Raw genomic sequence first — 15,756 nt, forward strand, 5'->3', positions numbered from 1 at the left:
TCTTTTAGTTGGTTGAAGCCTGCTTTGCCTCTGCGCTGAGTTGCACTTCTTCACTCTCACCTGTCTCCAGATTTATGTCCTGCTTTTCTTTCTTGAATGCCTTCATATTGTTATAGGCACCCAATAATGGCTCAACCACCAGTTCCTCACCAGCAGCCAATCCATTAAAGATGGCGTCTTCTTCTGACAGCCTGATCACGTTAATACTCTTTCTTTTCAAGAGACTGTCCTGAAGTACAAACACCTCATTTCCATTGTAAATGGCATTCCTGGGCATGATCATTCCATCTTTTACCGTTCTGGCAGGTATGGCCGCCTGAAAAAACTGACCGTCATAGATTTTTTGTCCATTCGGGAAGATGGAAACAAAGACATCCACTGACTGGGTATTTTGGTTCACATAATCGCTGATTCGGGAAACCTCCCCTTTCCAGTACTGTTGGGATTCCTTTGAATAAATTTCTACAGGAGAACCAACCTGAATCCAGGGGATGTCCCGGGTTTCAACAGAAGCCTTCATCTCATACACCCCAGATCTTAGGATTTTACCTATCCGTGTTCCAGGATTTAAGAAGGAACCCGATTGCATGGCCACTTCCATAATGCTACCAGAGAATGGGGCATAGTATCTGTGCTTTTCAAGTTGCACTTCAGCACTTTGAATCGAGTAGAAACTGGAATAGATCCCTTTCGTGGCAATGAAGGTTTTTTCCTTCGAAGTTTTAGTTTCAGGAAGTGGCGGAAACGGCTTGTCAATGTTTAACTGATCAAAATAGGTCTGCCAATTATCGTAGTTGTCATCAAAATCAATTTTTAAATCAGGCAAAATACCCGCCAGGTCACGGAGAAAATTACTCTTTTGGGACTTCAGGTTCAGCGCCGCTTCTTCGTCATCAATTTTGTAGATGAGTTGGCCCTGCTTAAATGATTCACCCTCTTTGAGCAGCACATTGCCCTGAGTCATTCTTCCAGACACTTCAGAGATCAAATCAAGTACTTGTGCATTTTCCACCCGGCCGTAGGTGATTACATCTGTTTTCAGGTCTTTGTATTTTACAGAGGCAGTGGTTACATATTTCTTTGCCTCAGGTGGCTTTCTAATCACGGGTTCCCCTTTCAGGGTACCCAAATAGTTACTTAGTCCAAAGGATGCCACAATGATGCCGACGGCAACCAGGATAATAGCTTGTCGTTTTTTCATTAGTTGAGTTTTCGGTTCGGAAGATTCCTGAACTTTCTAATGCAAAATTGACTTACTTAGTTGCGTTTTTTTGGAAAAATTTGATGAATGGAAAATTCGCCTCATAAACAAGCAAATACCTAATTGAAGAACATGGAGAAAATCAACAAGAGCGAAGAACAATGGAAAAAGGAGCTCACAGAAGAGCAATATCACATTCTGAGAGAAAAAGGCACTGAGCGGGCATGGACAGGAGCTCTTCTGGAAAACAAAGAAAAAGGTATTTACGAATGTGCGGCTTGTGGCAATGCCCTTTACCCTTCTGAAACCAAATATGATTCCGGTTCGGGATGGCCCAGCTTTTACGACCCTATCTCAGCCCATGCGGTGGACTTTGAGAAAGACAAGTCTTTTGGGATGATACGCACAGAAGTAAAATGCGCCAAATGTGGTAGTCACCTCGGACACATTTTCCCGGATGGACCGCAACCTAGCGGTCAGCGCTACTGCATGAATTCAGCAGCTTTAAAATTTCGAAAAGGGGATTAAGCCACTGTATTTAGCTTGGTGATCCTCACAAAGTTTTCGTCGATCATCCAAAGGAAGTGCGGCGCAATATTCACTACTGCTCCATTCAATGTAGATTTCAGAAAGAAAGCCGTGTGATTTTGCTCATTCTCATTTTCCAGATAGGCATTTACCAGTTCGCCCTTCATGTTTCGGACTATGGGCACCTCGCCAATCACCTGCACGCCCAAAAACTCTGACAGTGCAGCGATCGACATATTCGCAATGAGGTTTTCAATCTCTGACATAAAATCATTTCGCATCAACTTGTGATGGGAAGACCGTGAGTGCCGGATATCATCCGGCAGGCACACCTGATTGATCAGGTCCATCTCATGGCTATTGATAACAAAATAAAACGCTCCGTTGATTTCCCCCCGGAAGGCCACTTTCATCAGGTTTACCTTAAACCGACCCAGATCATCAAATTCGTGCAGAGGTTTCAACATGCCTTCACCAAATTGAATGATCTCCGGCTTCACGCGAATCCTCAGCATCTGCTCCATGGATGCAGCTGCCTTCCGTAATGATTCTATGATCATCTCCTCAATTATTTCCAAATGTACTTTTGAAAGGCTCCCTCTGCTCACTGCGCTTGATCTAAAGTGGTTTGTTGTCAAAATTATCCAAAGATAAAATTAAAAGGAGCGAAAAAGTTCACCACTCCACTCACACAAATTAATAACCTCTGCTGTATCTGATTCTCGAACCATTTTGACAAATGACTAACTTATTGAAAAATCAAAATCTAACCGTATGAAGAAGACACTATTGGCCCTCATCCTGATTTCATTTTTTGTCAGTGATGTAGCCTCCCAAAGAGGACGTAGTAAATCCACTAGCCCTACAGTGAGATATGAAAAAGAGATGTATGAAGGCATGCAATGGCGAAACATCGGGCCCTTTCGGGGTGGTAGATCAGCCGCTGTAACCGGAGTACCCGGAAAACCAACCCTATTTTACATGGGTTCCACTGGTGGGGGTGTTTGGCGCACCAAAGATGGAGGTCAGACTTGGGAAAATATTTCCGACGGATTCTTTGGCGGTTCCATTGGAGCAGTAGCGGTGAGTGAATGGGACAACAATGTCATCTATGTCGGTGGTGGTGAAAAAACCGTGAGGGGAAACGTTTCTTCCGGCTGGGGCATGTGGAAATCCGTGGATGCCGGCACCACCTGGCATGAAATCGGACTTAAAAACTCCAGGCACGTACCTCGCATCCGTATACATCCCAAAAATCCGGACCTGGTCTATGCTGCAGTGCTTGGAGACCTGTTTAAATCCTCCACAGAAAGAGGAGTTTACCGAAGCAAAGACGGAGGCAAAACCTGGGAACGAATCCTCTATGTAAACGCAGATGCCGGAGCAGTTGATTTAACCTTTGATCCAAACAACCCAAGAATTTTATATGCGTCTACCTGGAGAATACGGCGAACACCTTACAGCCTGGAAAGTGGCGGAGAGGGTTCAGCACTCTGGAAAAGTACAGACGGTGGAGACACCTGGACCAATATTTCCAAAAATGAAGGACTCCCCGGTGGGGCATGGGGCATTTCAGGAGTAACCGTTTCCCCGGTCAACTCAAACCGCGTTTGGGCCATTATCGAAAACAATGACGGGGGTGTTTACCGATCAGACGATGCAGGTAAAACCTGGAGACTAGTGAACAAAGAGCGAAAACTACGACAGAGAGCATGGTACTACACACGCATTTATGCTGACACTCAGGATGAAGACGGTGTGTATGTGATGAACGTTCAATACCACAAATCAACTGATGGTGGAAAGACTTATGAAACTTACAATGCTCCTCATGGAGACCATCACGATTTCTGGATCGCCCCGGAGGACAATCAACGCATGATCATTGCCGATGATGGAGGTGCCCAAGTCAGCTTCGATGGAGGTGAAAACTGGTCTACTTACCATAATCAACCCACTGCTCAATTCTACAGAGTCACTACGGATAATTCCTTTCCGTACCGAATCTATGGTGCACAACAGGATAATTCCACAGTGCGAATCAGCCACCGTTCAGGCGGCTGGTACATCGATGAAGATGACTGGGAATCTACCGCAGGTGGTGAGAGTGCACACATTGCTCCCGATCCGGACAATAATGAGGTTGTATATGGCGGAAGTTACGACGGTTTTCTCACCCGAGTAGATCATGAGAATGATCAGGTGAGAGCCGTGAACGTGTGGCCGGACAACCCGATGGGGCATGGAGCAGAAGGATTCAAGTATCGGTTCCAGTGGAACTTCCCGATCTTTTTCTCCCCTCACAATCCTAATAAACTGTACACTGCTTCTAATCAACTGCATGTGACCACCAATGAGGGGCAGACCTGGGAAATCATCAGCCCGGATCTGACAAGAAATGATCCAAGTAAATTAGGTCCTTCAGGTGGACCAATCACAAAGGATAACACCAGTGTGGAATATTACTGCACCATTTTCGCAGCGACTGAATCTTACCACGAAGAAGGTGTGATCTGGACCGGATCGGATGACGGACTGGTGCATGTAACCAGAGATGGAGGCAAGAATTGGTCAAACGTAACCCCTGCTGGAATGCCGGAGTGGATGATGATCAACAGTGTAGAAATTGATCCGTTCAACAAAGGCGGTATGTACATCGCCGGCACAAGGTACAAGATGGGCGACTATGCGCCATATCTCTATAAAACAGAAGATTACGGCCAAACCTGGAAGAAAATCACCAGCGGTATTCCTGCGGAGCATTTTACCAGAGTGCTAAGGGCCGACCCGAATCAAAAAGGATTGCTCTATGCGGGAACAGAAGCCGGAATGTACGTTTCATTTGACGATGGCGCCAGCTGGCAGCCATTCCAGATGAACCTACCGATGGTGCCGATCACCGACCTGGCCATCAAAGACAACAACCTGATTGCAGCCACTCAGGGCAGAAGCTTCTGGATCATCGATGACCTCACTCCGCTTCATCAGCTAAATGCTGCAAAAGGAAAGTCACATTTCCTTTTCAAGCCAATGGATACCTGGAAAATGGGCGGTGGAGACGGAAACACTTCTAAAACTGCAGGCACCAACCACCCGGGGGGCGTGCTGGTCAACTATTTTGTGAAAGACACTGTCAGCACGGACACCATTGCTATCAGCTTTCACGAGGCAGACGGAGACGGAGACATGATCAAGACCTACTCCACGCATCCGGATAAAGAGGCTAAAGAAGAAAAACTGGAAGTGAAGCCCGGCTTCAATACCATGAATTGGAATCTGCGCTATGATGGTGCCAAGACTTTCGACGGGATGATCCTCTGGTGGGCCACCACACAAGGACCTGAGGCAGTGCCAGGAGACTACAAAGTGAAAATGTCTGTAAATGGTCAGGAGACCATGCAGGATTTTACGCTGAAGGGCGATCCAAGAAGTGAATCTACTCAGGCGGATTATCAAGCACAATTTGACTTCCTTCTCAAAGTACGGGACAAGCTGAGCGAAACCAACCAGGCAATCATCAACATTCGCAAGGCGAAGGCGCAAATCAATGATGTGATGAAGAAAGCGGATAATGATGAAATTTCTGAGCTCGGTAAAGCCATAGTCAAGGATATGACTGAGATAGAAAAGGCTCTTTATCAAACACAGAATGAAAGTGGTCAGGATCCCCTCAACTTCCCGATTCGCCTTAACAATAAGCTCGGTCACTTGGGGTCATTGATGGGTATGGGCAATAGCCGTCCAACTGATTCAGCGCTTGAGTTCTATGATGAGGTCACCGCGCTGATAGATGAGCAACTGAAGATGTTGAATGAAATTTTTGACTCGCGCATTGATGAATTTAACCAGGCAGTAAAAGAAGCTGAGGTGGATGCGGTAAAACTAGAGGAGTAAATTTTTTAACACAAAGAACAAAAAGGAGTTTCACAGAGAATGCTGAGCTAACCCTGACAGGTTTTGAAAACCTGTCAGGGTTTCTTTTTTACATCAAGCAGGTGTAGGGGATATTGTGTAGTTTTATAGTGCATAGAATGCCACGCTCTTCGGGATTTGTAATCCCGAAGGTTTGTTATAGGGTCTGTGACGCGATCACCCCCCAGGATAGTGGCCTTTCCTCCATTAGGCCGTCTAACGAATCAACCAAATCAACACATCAAAAAATAAAAGATTGTAGCCCAAGTCAAACCGGGATTCTCACCCCCCAACCAACGCAAGTCTCCCCTTATACCATCACCACTTCCCTTCCTATACGTACATTTGCTTTCATGGAAAAAATTCAGGTAGAGATCATCCCCGGCGTGGGGCTGGGCAAACTTAAATTCGGCATGAGTCGTGAAGAAGTGAAAGCCATCCTCGGGGAGCCGGACCATCAGCAGATCACGCACTACAGCAATGATGAAAGCGATCAAAGTGATGCCTGGGAGTACCATCCACTCCGGCTAGACCTCAGCTTTGAGGAAGTGGAAGACTGGAGGCTCTCTATCATCTCTGTCTCCTCGGAAGATTACCACCTGAAGGGCTCCTCCCTTATCGGGCTGGACATGGAAGAACTGATGGAGGAGCTCGATGTACTCCACATCGATAACCTGGAAATTGAAGACCTGTCTTCCGAAGATCACCCCGAGCAAACCCTGATTGCCTCTGAAGAGCTAGGGCTCAATTTCTGGCTCCACAAAAATGTATGTGAAGAAATCCAATGGGGGCCGCTATTTATCGATGACAACACGATCAAATGGCCCGAGTAAGGTTCTTCTTCCTTACCTTATTTTTTGCCCATCTGGCCATTGGGCAGAGTCCTCAGGAAATTGAGATCATGCGGGATCACTGGGGTGTGCCACACATCTATGCCCCCACCGATGCACAGGTAGCTTATGGCCTGGCGTGGGCTCATTCAGAGGACGATTTTAACACCATCCAGCTAACTATGCTAGGCGCCAAACAGATGCTCGGCAGACATTTGGGCAAAGGTGGAGCAACTATCGATTACGTGGTTGGGCTGATGCGATGCGAAGAAATTGTCAACCAAAACCTGCATAAGGTATCCCCCGAATTCATGAAGATTGTGGAAGGATATGCCGCAGGAATCAATGCTTATGCCGCACACCATCCAGACGAGGTTCATCTTAAAAATGCATTTCCCGTAAGCGTAAAAGACGTTTTCAAAGCATACGTGTTGCAACTGGCCGTCATGGACGGAGCGGATAACATTATTCGAGACCTATTTTTCAACAAGGTTCCCAAGGCAGAATCCAAAGGCATTGGCTCCAATGCAATCGCCATCAGCCGGGAGCGCACCACGGATGGATACGCCTACCTGGCTGTAAACTCTCACCAGCCACTGGAAGGGCCTGCCGCCTGGTATGAAGCACACCTGGTTAGTGACGAAGGATGGAATGCACTCGGAGGCTTGTTCCCCGGCGGACCGGTCATCTTCCATGGTACCAACGAGCATCTGGGTTGGGCGCATACCGTAAACTATCCGGATAAGGTAGATGTGTTTGAGCTGGAGATACACCCAGATGATGATAACCTGTATAAGGTTGACGATGAATGGCTGGAATTAGAAGAGAAAAAGATAAAGCTCAAAGTGAAGGTGCTTTTAGGGATCAAACTGGGTATTGGGAAGAAAGCATACAATTCAATCTATGGCCCTGTAGTAAAAAACGACAGTGGGGCTTTTGCTTTCAAGCTGGGTGTCTTTGACGAGATCCGTGCCATAGAGCAGTGGTACAAGATGAATAAGGCTACCAATCTGGAAGAATTTAAAGGGGCGCTTTCAGATATCCGAATTCCCAGCTTCAACATCGTGTATGCGGATCGATCCTCCAACATCTTTTATGTGAGCAATGGATTGCTTCCTTTTCGAAATCCAAAATATGACTGGATCTCCACTCTTCCCGGAAATACGAAGGAGACCCTATCAACCGGATATCATCCGTTTGCAGATTTGCCTCAGCTCACCAACCCGAAGAGTGGATACCTCTTCAATATGAACAATGCCCCTTTTCATGCCACAGATGCCAGCGAGGATTTGAAGTTTGAGGATTTTGACCCTACCATGGGATTTGTGGTTCGGGAAAACAACAGAAGCCTGCGCATGGCTGAACTGATGAAGGAGTACAACGGTAAGATCAGTTGGGAAGACTTCAATGCCATCAAATACGACGCACAGCTTCCCGATTCACTCGTGTATGAAATTGACATCAACCCCATCTTCAGATTACAAGAGACCTCTTCTACCAAGGCCAATGAAGTGCTTACGCTCATTCAATCATGGGACAAGGTAGCCCTGGCCGAAAAGGTAGGTCCGGCCCAGTTACTGATTGCATACGATTACTTGAAAAGTGAAAGTATCTACACTCCTGATGCAAAAGATTTCGAGCAGGCATTGGAACAGACGCACGATTACCTGATGGAGCACTTTGGCAAGACAGATGTCCATCTGGGAGACTATCAGAAGCTGGTGCGTGGAGATAAAGCACTCCCACTGGACGGCATCCCCGATGTGATCACGGCCATGTATTCGGAAGATTACAAAGACGGAAAAGTGAAAGGTCGCTCCGGGGAATCCTATATCATGATGATCCGGTACCCTGAAACCGGACTGCCGATCATTGAAACGGTGAATGTCTTTGGTGCCTCGAACCGACCCGACAGTCCGCACTATGATGATCAGATGGAACTGTTCGTCAACCGCAAGCTCAAGCCCATGACGCTGGACATTGAGGATGTCAGAAGGCACGCGAAAACCATTTATCACCCGAAGTGATTTACTGAAATAATCAGCATAAATTACCTAAAAGTCAGCTTCAAGGTTGTCAGATTGGTGATTAGAGCTGATATTGCAAACAATTCATCTAGCGGACAATCACCATGACTAATCAAGTAGTAAAGTCTGCTATTGCCCATCATAATGATATCCAACTCAACTATTACGATGGAGCAGAAAAGCAGACAATGAAGCCAGTGATGTCTCCCTATGTCATGAGGCATATTGAGGAGTTCACCAGTTTCACCAGTTTCAGTACAAATGATCAACTTTTAGAAGTTGGATGCGGCATGGGAAAGTTCACCTTCCCACTACTTCGCAAGGGCTTAAAGATCACCGGACTAGATCTCTCCCCGAACCTCCTTCAAAAACTCCTGGAGTACAACAACAACACGTTTCAGATCAACCTGATCTCATCAGATATTCTGGAAATCCCGGAGCAGTACAACGAGCAATTTGATCACGTGATTGGTTTTTTCACCCTACATCATTTTCATCACCTTGAGACCTATTATCAGGCCATGGCCCGTATCTTAAGGCCAGGTGGTACGATCACATTTGTGGAACCAAATGCCTATAACCCGTTGTACTACCTTCAGATTTTACTAAGCCCCAGAATGACCTGGGCAGGTGACAAAGGGGTGGCAATGATGAGGAAATCGAAGTTTCACAGTGCAGCAAAGTATGTAGGACTTGAACACCTGCGCATCAGACACTATGGATACTTTCCGCCGTTCCTGTACAATACAAAACCAGGACGAAAAATAGATCACTTTCTGGACAAGCTAAGGGTCTTCCGCCCCGTTTCGGCCTTCCAAATCGTGCAGCTTTCTAAGCCAGAAAAATGAATATCGAATCCATTGCGGAAAGGGTTGAGAAGATTGATTCAGGGTACTACCGCGCCACTGGTATCACTGAGAACATCTCCTACACACATGAGGGACATCAGAAAATCGAAAAGAGTGAAAGTGAGTCTTTTTGGTTTCGTCACAGGGGTAGATGTATTCAGGCAATCATTCGCAATTTTCCTTCTGAGGCCATTGCGGACGTGGGGGGAGGAAATGGGAAGGTAAGTCGTATGATTCAGGGTATGGGCGTTGAAAGCCTGCTCATAGAACCCGTGCAATATGCCACGGATGTTGCTTGGAAGAATGGACAGAAATACCTTATCCAGGGTACCATGGAATCATCGGGGATCAAAGCAGGTTCACTCCCTGCCATTGGCCTATTCGATGTATTGGAACACATTAAAAACGATACTGACTTTTTAAGACAAGTCCATACCGCGCTGACTCCTGGCGGAATACTGTACCTCACCGTGCCTGCGTATCAGTTTTTATACAGCAATTTTGATAGTAGTGTTGGACATTTCAGAAGGTATCGCTTGAGGGAACTTAAAGATAAGATGTGGCAAGCTGGTTTTCAGGTGGAATTTGCATCCTACCTATTCTTGCCCCTACCACTTCCAATGCTTATCAGAAAGATGAGGAAGCAACCTGTGGCGGTCACTCCTTCCGATCATGTGAAGACCAATACATTCCTTGGAAAGGTGCTATTATTCATCCTATCTCCTGAGCGGGTATTCATCCAACGAAAATGGAAAGTACCCCTTGGGTCTTCATGCATTCTTGTAGCAAGAAAGAAACTCGTATGATGGATCTGTTTGCATTTTATTCCAACATTGAATTATCCCGGGAACTGGATAATGCCGGAGTTGATGGGTTTGTCGTTGATTGGGAACATCTGGGGAAGGAGGATCGGCAGAATCTGTACGATACGCAAATAAACCTCCACACAAAAAAAAACCTGACTGACCTTCGGAAGATAACACAAAGACCAATCATCTGCCGAACTAATGCCCCACAATATTTAACGCAAAAAGAGCTATCAGATGCTATGGATGGAGGCGCGGATGAGTTACTCATTCCAATGATCAGAAACGTACATGAGGTAGAAACCCTACTGAACCAAATAAATGGGAAAATCCCGATTGGGATAATGATTGAAACCCTTGAAGCCATTGATTCTATTCGTAGCTTCATGGAACTTCCACTTAGCAGATGCTATGTTGGATTAAATGACCTCTCGATAGCCAGAAAGTCTTCCAGTATCTTCCTACCATTGACAGATGGCTTCCTGGCTGATATTCGTAAAAAGATAACCATTCCTTTCGGTTTCGGTGGGCTTACCCATCCCAAACTTGGATCACCGTTACCTTGTGAAATTCTGATTTCACAAATGGTTCAATACCAGACCTCCTTTACTTTCCTTAGAAGGTCCTTTTATCGTGATATTCAGAATTACAGTATCCCCACCATTCTCAAAGAAATCAGGGAAGCCCTGCAGTCTTCTACACAGCATTCCAGCAAAGAAATTTTAGATTTTATTCAAAAAAAGCCTGCATCTGATGCTACAGCTTAAAGCGTCGAAGGCAGCTTTTAACCGCATCCGGGAATTGTAAGAGGTAGAAATGCTTTTATTTCTATTTCCTTCCACATAACCAACTCCACGAGCACAGCTACCCACAATAATGCTCATATATGGGGTTGGAATGACTTCCGATACTTTGAGAACTCGTTGAAGAGTTGTTTTTTTCATCAAATAATAACTTCCTGCTCTTCTATCCAGTCCTGTGATGACCTGCACCAAAAGCTTTATCCCCCGGGATGTAATCATTCGATTTAAGGATTGATATTGGCCTACTCTCTTGACAAAAACAGCCTCAGCGTCTCCATTGATTAGTTTATCTATCATCTCCAAAAAATAAACCGGATCATCCTGCCCGTCGGCATCCATCACTCCAATAAATTGCCCAGACGCTTTTTTTAGTCCCTTGAGAGTGGCCTTTTGCTGACCCACATTTTCTTTCAAATCAATAAGATGGACCAGCTTGCTTCTACTAAGCTCCTCGAGAATACTTGCACAATCATCTGGTGAAGCGTCGTTGACACAGATGACTTCCAGATCATAATCACGAAATGTTTCAAAGAGGTCAAGGCAAACACCTCTAATATCCCTTTCATTATTATAGACAGGTAGAACAATGCTAATTTTCATGCCTCTTCTTTCGCATTACGATACCATTCAATGGTATTCCTAATCCCATCTTTCATTGATAACAATGGTTTCCAACTAAGCAATTTTTCAGCCTTTTCTATATTGGCTTCTACCCTTCCAAGATCATACATGTTCGGAGTATACTTAGTATGGCTTCTCCTGATACTCTTTCCGGCAATTCGCTCGATCTCGGCAATGATATCTTCAGGCCCATAACATCTACCACTACCAAAATTCACCTCATGCCACCTTCCCTCATCCAAAAGCAGTAATCTAAGAATCCCATCGCATAGATCATTGATATGTAAATAGTCCCGCTTGAAATCGTTGCTGCCAACAGATATATCAAAATCATTATCCAAAGCCTCAATGACTTTCATTATTAGTTTTTTATTTGAATCTAAGGGGCCGTATGCTCTGAATATTCTCGCAAGACGTATGTCAAGATTGAATTGAATATGGAAGTATTGACAAACGTTTCTTTCGTTTAACTTCAACATACCTCTCATTGAGGTTGGGGCAAATGGTGTACTTTCTTTTAGAATATAAGCTGAGGGTTTCCAATGATAAAGCATACTGCTACAAGTATGTACAAATCGAGTATTCGGGCTAATATCAGCTACTGCCTTCAAAAGATTTGATAGATTCTTGGTTGTAGTGAAAAGCGCTTCTGGGTATTCATCTATCTCTTTAGGGGCCAACGGTTGAGCTGCATGAATTACAAAATCAGGAGAGGTTTCATATATCAACTTCTTTACTTGATTATAATCAAACAAATCAACTGCAATGGGCTTACCAAATCCCTTGAGCCGTTCAATTTTCTCATCACTGGTTGATCTTCTGATTAATGGAATAGGTTTGCCATCTGCTTCTTTTATTTTTCGAACTAAATTCGAACCAATAAACCCGGAAGCCCCAGTTACTAAAATTTTTTTTCCATTCAATTCATAATTCATCAGGAATACCCATTTTCATGCTAAATAATCGATTTATTAAGACAGTTGTAGAAAAAAAATCTTATGGATTCGGATTCTGGTTTCTCACGGGAATCATTATAGTCCTATTTGGGTATCAGGCCTTCAGACAGCCACTATTGATAGATAGAGCCTACCTGCTTTACATGGCCCAGACTGTTTTTAGAGGAGATTCTTTGTATGAATCGACCACCTATGGGTATACTCCATTCGCAACAATAATCACAGGATATTGGATGAAGCTGACAGTACCACTCGGTATGAATACAATCACTTCTTCTAAAATCCTCGGAATCATCCTTTATGGTTTAAATGTAGGAAGTTTTTATTTGCTCTCGAAAGAGGTATTCACTAAAAAACAATCCGCATGGATTTCGACAACTTTATTTGCTGGATTATCCTTTCTGGCAGTTTGGTCAGGTACTGGTGCAGAATCCAAACATTTCGTTTTACTCTTTACCATACTTGGCCTCATATACCTTATCAAAAGAAAATGGTTTTGGGTTGGCTTGACATTCGGCTTGGCAGCAATGTGCTGGCACGTTGCAGTAATAAATTTTTTAGCAGTGATTCCTATCATTTCCTGGAAGCGTACCAATGAACTCAAGAAAGTAATCACTAATATTTTTATTGGCGTGCTAATCGCCTTAATTCCAGTAATAGCCTATTTATGGATGACCGAAGGTTGGATATACTTTTGGAATCAGGCGATCCTAAGAAAGGTTTTATTTGAAGGATCGGAAGTTGGCGAAAGTCCGTTAAAGTGGTTACTGAAAGCATGGTTTCCTTCTTACTCTGGAGATTTTTTGCATTTCCTTGCTGCTGCTTTAGGTTTTTTTCTATTGGCCTCAAAAGTGCTAACCGAAAGAATATCCAAACAGGTATCAAGCATAAATGTGGATGCTATAGGTCCACTCTTTTCAATAACCATCGTGTGTGCGGTGTTTAATTCAATTGAGTTCCAAGGACCTCCTGATAACATCACCATACTTCCCTCTATTGTGCTGTTTGCATGCTATTTCTTCGTTACTATTACTGGTAGGGTTAAAAATATGATTGTTTTATACAGTCTGATTTCTTTACTCCTAGTGTACAACTTTCTTGATGCGATTATTTATAGACCTCCTTACACTTATCAGGAGCAATTATCTACTATTTCTGAATTGAAGGAAAAATATGGTCCAAATCCATTTACAATAAACTTTGAAGAATACTATGCCATCACTGAGCAAAGATTGCCCACTAAATATGTTCGACTAGCCAAATATGAAGATGTACTTATCGACAACATATATGGCGAAAAGAGTAGGGTATATGATGCAATGAAATCATCAAACTATCTGATAATAAAAAGTAATAAACCCGACCTTAGTAAATCCTTTAGTTCCCTGAAGCATTTAGTTCTACGAGCAGGATACAAATCAAGTACCTCCAAGGTTTACAAAGAAGGCCTTGGTGAAGTTTATATGAACAATTTAGATTTGACTCCTGTAGATACGTTTAAAATCAAAGTGGACCAGCTCCTTTTAGATAGTAAGTTTTATGTAACCAATGATTATGTGGTATTCAGAAATAATTCACCTGAGTAAGTTTTTACCATCCAGGTTATAAACCCGATATTTGCTGACGTTATCATTCAGGTTTATGTATAATGTTGTTGTGATTGGCGGAGGGATCGTAGGTCTTGCTTCCGCGCTGAAAATCAAAGAAAAAAATCCTAACTACAAAGTAGCTGTAGTCGAGAAAGAGCGCACCATCGCTCAGCACCAGACTGGTCACAACAGTGGCGTGATTCACTCCGGGCTATACTACAAGCCGGGCAGCTACAAAGCCAAAAACTGTGTGGATGGATATAACATGCTCATCGATTTTTGCAACGAGGAAGAGATACCGTATGAGCTGTGCGGCAAGATCGTAGTGGCTACCAACGAATCACAACTGGATGCGCTGAAAACATTACATGAGCGAGGAGAAGCCAACGGCCTCAGAGGCATCAAAAAGCTGAGAGCCGATGAGCTGAAGGAATACGAGCCACACGTAGCAGGCGTCAGTGGGCTTTATGTGCCCCAGACCGGAATCATTGATTACAAAGTCGTTGCGGATAAGTACGCCGAGAAATTCAGGCACTTTGGTGGAGAAATATTCTCCTCCAACAAGCTGGTTTCCTTCAAAGAAGATCGTGGGTTTATTCACGTAAATACAGAGAATGAACGACTAACTACCCGTGTGGTTGTAAACTGCTCAGGACTTTATACAGACAAGATTGCCAAGCTTTCCGGTGCGAAAATCAACTTCAAGATCGTGCCGTTCCGGGGAGAATACTACAAAATCAAGCCTGAGAAAGAATCCCTGGTAAAAAACCTCATCTATCCGGTTCCTGATCCTAATTTTCCGTTTCTGGGTGTACACTTCACCCGACATATTGATGGGGGTATTGAGGCCGGCCCAAATGCGGTGCTTGCCTTTGCTCGTGAAGGCTACAAGAAGAGCCAGATCAACATGAAGGAATTGCTGGGGACACTTTTCTATCCAGGCTTCATGCGAGTAGCCGCCAAGTACTGGAAAACCGGAATGGGCGAAATGTATCGCTCGTATTCCAAGGGAGCATTCACTAAAGCTCTTCAGGAGCTCATCCCCGAAATCCAGAAGAAGGACCTAATGAAAGGCGGATCAGGCGTGCGTGCACAAGCCTGCGACCGAAAAGGTGGCCTGATTGATGATTTTCTGGTGGTGGAGCATGATAAGTTCATCAACGTGGGCAATGCCCCATCCCCTGCTGCGACTTCTTCTCTAGCTATCGGTGACCGGATTGCACAGATGGTGGTGGAGAGGCTGAAGTAGCTTCCTTATAAACCGGTTAATAAAAAAATGAAGGAAAAAATGTTTACAGTAGAACAAATAAAGGCGGCTCACAGCAAAGTAAAATCAGGTGCAGACTTTCCTTCATATATTCAGGACATCAAAAGTTTAGGTGTTACTTTTTACGAAACTTTTGTCACTGACGGTCATACAATCTATTATGGTACAAATGGCTATAAAACTACCTCATCTGCTAAGTATGAGGCTTTAACGATTGCTAAGAATAACTCAAACACGAACACCAGGCCGTAGATAAACCACTTCCTGCTGCTGAAGTAGGACAGCCCACCCATGAGCGCAAAGATGCCTACTGAGCCACCCATCCATGCACGGGAAAAAGCACGGGAAAAGAGGTCTACTTCCGGCCA

Annotated in this window: 15 protein-coding genes; 10 read left to right on the top strand and 5 right to left on the bottom strand. The window is 44.3% G+C overall.

The window, feature by feature from the left end:
* Window positions 1-4: 4 nt before the first annotated feature.
* Window positions 5-1,201: an efflux RND transporter periplasmic adaptor subunit gene (locus tag RLN88_RS06455; RefSeq protein WP_350220567.1), complete on the bottom strand. Its 1,197-nt coding sequence runs from the start codon at window positions 1,199-1,201 to the stop codon at window positions 5-7.
* 132 nt (window positions 1,202-1,333) lie between these two features.
* Between RLN88_RS06455 and msrB the strand changes: the two genes are divergently transcribed.
* Window positions 1,334-1,729, top strand: a complete 396-nt coding sequence (gene msrB / locus RLN88_RS06460) for a peptide-methionine (R)-S-oxide reductase MsrB (RefSeq protein WP_350220568.1) — start codon at window positions 1,334-1,336, stop codon at window positions 1,727-1,729.
* On the opposite strand, the gene RLN88_RS06465 is transcribed toward msrB, so the two are convergent.
* Window positions 1,726-2,289, bottom strand: coding sequence for a hypothetical protein (locus RLN88_RS06465; RefSeq protein WP_350220569.1), 564 nt, complete (start codon window positions 2,287-2,289; stop codon window positions 1,726-1,728). The genes msrB and RLN88_RS06465 overlap by 4 nt on opposite strands.
* 214 nt (window positions 2,290-2,503) lie before the next feature.
* Here RLN88_RS06465 and RLN88_RS06470 point away from each other — a divergent pair, with 214 nt between their 5' ends.
* The 6 genes from RLN88_RS06470 (at window position 2,504) to RLN88_RS06495 (ending at window position 10,919) form a co-directional block, all read left to right on the top strand.
* Window positions 2,504-5,623 (top strand): WD40/YVTN/BNR-like repeat-containing protein, encoded by a 3,120-nt coding sequence (locus RLN88_RS06470; RefSeq protein ID WP_350220570.1) that lies wholly within the window; start codon window positions 2,504-2,506, stop codon window positions 5,621-5,623.
* A gap of 371 nt (window positions 5,624-5,994) precedes the next feature.
* A complete protein-coding gene (locus RLN88_RS06475) occupies window positions 5,995-6,474 on the top strand; it encodes a hypothetical protein (RefSeq protein ID WP_350220571.1) in 480 nt (159 codons plus the stop codon).
* Window positions 6,462-8,498 carry a penicillin acylase family protein gene (locus RLN88_RS06480; RefSeq protein WP_350220572.1) on the top strand — a complete coding sequence of 679 codons (2,037 nt, stop codon included), beginning with the start codon at window positions 6,462-6,464 and terminating at the stop codon, window positions 8,496-8,498. The genes RLN88_RS06475 and RLN88_RS06480 overlap by 13 nt, the downstream gene beginning before the upstream one ends.
* A gap of 104 nt (window positions 8,499-8,602) precedes the next feature.
* Window positions 8,603-9,346 carry a class I SAM-dependent methyltransferase gene (locus tag RLN88_RS06485; RefSeq protein ID WP_350220573.1) on the top strand — a complete coding sequence of 248 codons (744 nt, stop codon included), beginning with the start codon at window positions 8,603-8,605 and terminating at the stop codon, window positions 9,344-9,346.
* Window positions 9,343-10,152, top strand: a complete 810-nt coding sequence (locus RLN88_RS06490) for a class I SAM-dependent methyltransferase (RefSeq protein WP_350220574.1) — start codon at window positions 9,343-9,345, stop codon at window positions 10,150-10,152. The genes RLN88_RS06485 and RLN88_RS06490 overlap by 4 nt, the downstream gene beginning before the upstream one ends.
* Window positions 10,149-10,919 carry an aldolase/citrate lyase/malate synthase family protein gene (locus RLN88_RS06495; RefSeq protein WP_350220575.1) on the top strand — a complete coding sequence of 257 codons (771 nt, stop codon included), beginning with the start codon at window positions 10,149-10,151 and terminating at the stop codon, window positions 10,917-10,919. Before RLN88_RS06490 ends, RLN88_RS06495 begins: the two co-directional genes overlap by 4 nt.
* Here RLN88_RS06495 and RLN88_RS06500 read toward each other — a convergent pair.
* Together RLN88_RS06500 and RLN88_RS06505 are read right to left on the bottom strand one after the other, a co-directional pair.
* A complete protein-coding gene (locus RLN88_RS06500; protein WP_350220576.1) occupies window positions 10,875-11,555 on the bottom strand; it encodes a glycosyltransferase family 2 protein in 681 nt (226 codons plus the stop codon). The two genes, RLN88_RS06495 and RLN88_RS06500, sit on opposite strands and share 45 nt — an antisense overlap.
* Window positions 11,552-12,511 carry an NAD-dependent epimerase/dehydratase family protein gene (locus RLN88_RS06505; RefSeq protein ID WP_350220577.1) on the bottom strand — a complete coding sequence of 320 codons (960 nt, stop codon included), beginning with the start codon at window positions 12,509-12,511 and terminating at the stop codon, window positions 11,552-11,554. The genes RLN88_RS06500 and RLN88_RS06505 overlap by 4 nt, the downstream gene beginning before the upstream one ends.
* Window positions 12,512-12,675: 164 nt before the next feature.
* Here RLN88_RS06505 and RLN88_RS06510 point away from each other — a divergent pair, with 164 nt between their 5' ends.
* Genes RLN88_RS06510 through RLN88_RS06520 form a run of 3 tightly spaced genes read left to right on the top strand, consistent with a single transcriptional unit; the run spans window position 12,676 to window position 15,640 of the window.
* Complete coding sequence (locus tag RLN88_RS06510; RefSeq protein WP_350220578.1) at window positions 12,676-14,118, top strand: glycosyltransferase family protein; 1,443 nt, start codon at window positions 12,676-12,678, stop codon at window positions 14,116-14,118.
* 55 nt (window positions 14,119-14,173) lie between these two features.
* The gene (gene lhgD, locus RLN88_RS06515; RefSeq protein ID WP_350220579.1) at window positions 14,174-15,370 is read left to right on the top strand and encodes an L-2-hydroxyglutarate dehydrogenase; all 1,197 of its coding nucleotides are present in this window, start codon (window positions 14,174-14,176) and stop codon (window positions 15,368-15,370) included.
* Window positions 15,371-15,409: 39 nt separating this feature from the next.
* Window positions 15,410-15,640 carry a DUF1398 family protein gene (locus RLN88_RS06520; RefSeq protein ID WP_350220580.1) on the top strand — a complete coding sequence of 77 codons (231 nt, stop codon included), beginning with the start codon at window positions 15,410-15,412 and terminating at the stop codon, window positions 15,638-15,640.
* Here RLN88_RS06520 and RLN88_RS06525 read toward each other — a convergent pair.
* Window positions 15,562-15,756, bottom strand: a 195-nt coding sequence (locus RLN88_RS06525; RefSeq protein WP_350220581.1) for a hypothetical protein, incomplete at its 5' end; no start/stop codon positions are given. The genes RLN88_RS06520 and RLN88_RS06525 overlap by 79 nt on opposite strands.

Origin of the sequence: Ekhidna sp., assembly GCF_040223195.1 — a bacterium.
Taxonomy (GTDB): Bacteria; Bacteroidota; Bacteroidia; order Cytophagales; family Cyclobacteriaceae; genus Ekhidna.